General features: G+C 48.9%; 2 protein-coding genes. Both read left to right on the top strand.

The features are described 5' to 3' along the window. Positions 1 to 222 precede the first annotated feature (222 nt). Positions 223 to 717, top strand: coding sequence for a restriction endonuclease (locus ACTHUT_RS20030; RefSeq protein WP_003681551.1), 495 nt, complete (start codon positions 223 to 225; stop codon positions 715 to 717). 21 nt (positions 718 to 738) lie between these two features. After that, complete coding sequence (locus tag ACTHUT_RS20025) at positions 739 to 1,602, top strand: mechanosensitive ion channel family protein (protein WP_250599523.1); 864 nt, start codon at positions 739 to 741, stop codon at positions 1,600 to 1,602. Positions 1,603 to 1,616: the final 14 nt, after the last annotated feature.

Genomic DNA, 1,616 nt, shown 5'->3' with positions numbered 1-1,616 from the left:
ATATAAACGTAAAAAATTTTACAGTTATTAATATATTGTTACGATATATCATCTGTTGATATATCGGCCTATTTTATTTTTTCAGACGGCCTTTCATTTATAATTCATTTATTTTCAGCGAGAACTTCAAACCCTTCCGACAATGCAAAATATCGAATTTTTCAGCCGTAACGGGTAACATGGAAACAAAGGGATGGGTTCTTCAAACAAACAGGTACTGCAATGGGAAAACAAGCCAGACTTTATATGGTTCGCAGCACGCAAGGTGCGCTTTATGACGTATTTTTCGAACGCGGCGTGGCGGCGTTGGCTTGGCCCATGCTGGCTGAAGCGGCGGCAAAAGGTTTTGGCCGTGAGGAGCTGACCGATATTTACCGTTCGGCCGTGCCGGATGTGAAGTTGAGAACGGCGCAATCGGGCGCGGCTCAAATGTGGCGGTTTGTCAACGAATTGGCTGATGGAGATGCCGTACTGACCTACTCGCCTGCCTTGCGCCGTTATCGGGTTGGCAGGATTACAGGCGGCGCGGTGCATTGTCCACAATGGGACGATGAAAAAATGTCGCTGGTGCGGCCGGTTGAGTGGCTGGGCGAAGTGTGCCGCGATGATTTGAGCGTGGCAGCACAACGGGCTTTGGGCAGCGTGGCAACTTTGTTTGCGGTATCGGAAGCATGTGCGGCAGAAATTTTTGAACGCGTGGGTTTTCAGACGGCCTAAAAAGGGAAAGGAAACAGTATTATGTGGAACACCATACAGGAATGGCTGAACGCTTTGCCTGTCAGTGAAGAGATCATCAAATCGGTTTTAATGTCAGTAGTGATGATTGTGGCCGTTATTACCGGGCGCAGCATCTTACTTTCGGCGCATTTTCGCAGCCATCCGGATTTAAGCATTGAAAACAAACGCCGTTCGCTGGTGGTCAGCCGCAACATTACCATGCTGCTGCTCTTGTTCGGGCTGGCGATGATTTGGGCGGCGCAGATTCAAACTTTGGCGTTGTCAATGTTTGCGGTAGCCGCAGCAATTGTGGTGGCGACCAAAGAATTGATTATGTGTTTGTCCGGCAGCATCCTGCGCTCGGTAACCAAACAATATTCCATCGGCGACTACATCGAAATTAACGGCCTGCGCGGACGGGTGGTCGATATCAATATGCTGAACACGCTGATGATGCAAATAGGCCCAAATCCGTTGATTGGCCAGCTTTCCGGCAAAACGCTCTCGTTTCCCAACAGCTTACTTCTGAGCCACACCGTGCGCCGCGACAATATTTTGGGCGATTATGTGATTCATACGGTGGAAATTCCCGTGCCGATTCATTTGGATTCGGACGAAATCATAGGCCGTCTGAAAGACGTTCTTGAGCCCTTGTGCGAGCCTTATGTCCCTGCCATCAAACAGCATTTGGAAAACGTGCAAACCCAAAAATTGTTTATCACGCCCGCCGCCCAGCCGCGTGTATCCCGCGTGCCACATGACGATAAGGTGTACAACATCATCGTGCGCTTTGCCTCGCCCGTAGCCAAACGCTTGGAAATCCAACAGGCGGTTTTGGACGAATTCTTGCGCACGCAATACCAATTAATCAATAAATTAAAATAGCCAAGTTTATATAT

The sequence above is a fragment of the Neisseria sp. P0022.S010 genome (assembly GCF_051956635.1).
This window is presented reverse-complemented; position numbering and strand designations above follow the sequence as displayed.